The organism is Pseudoalteromonas denitrificans DSM 6059 (assembly GCF_900112265.1).
Taxonomy (GTDB): domain Bacteria; phylum Pseudomonadota; class Gammaproteobacteria; order Enterobacterales; family Alteromonadaceae; genus Pseudoalteromonas; species Pseudoalteromonas denitrificans.
This window is the reverse complement of record NZ_FOLO01000006.1, coordinates 62,360-62,591: the sequence shown is the minus strand read 5'-3', so window position 1 is coordinate 62,591 and position 232 is coordinate 62,360. Positions and strand designations below refer to the sequence as shown.

The following is a 232-nucleotide window of genomic DNA, read 5'->3' as shown; positions in this document are numbered from 1 at the left end:
GTGGGCGCATAGCTCAGCTGGATAGAGTACCTGGCTACGAACCAGGCGGTCGGAGGTTCGACTCCTCCTGCGCCCACCACTTTAGAAATTTAGAATAAGCAATCCGACATAGTGTCTGTTTTTTTATCTAAAAAATAAATGAAATATGATGTGGGCGCATAGCTCAGCTGGATAGAGTACCTGGCTACGAACCAGGCGGTCGGAGGTTCGACTCCTCCTGCGCCCACCACTT

2 tRNA genes are annotated in these 232 nt (G+C 50.4%); both read left to right on the top strand.

The features are described from left to right. Positions 1-2 precede the first annotated feature (2 nt). Positions 3-79: transfer RNA gene (locus tag BM088_RS05825), tRNA-Arg, on the top strand. 73 nt (positions 80-152) lie between these two features. Beyond that, positions 153-229 (top strand) — tRNA-Arg (locus BM088_RS05820). The last annotated feature ends 3 nt before the right edge of the window (positions 230-232 follow it).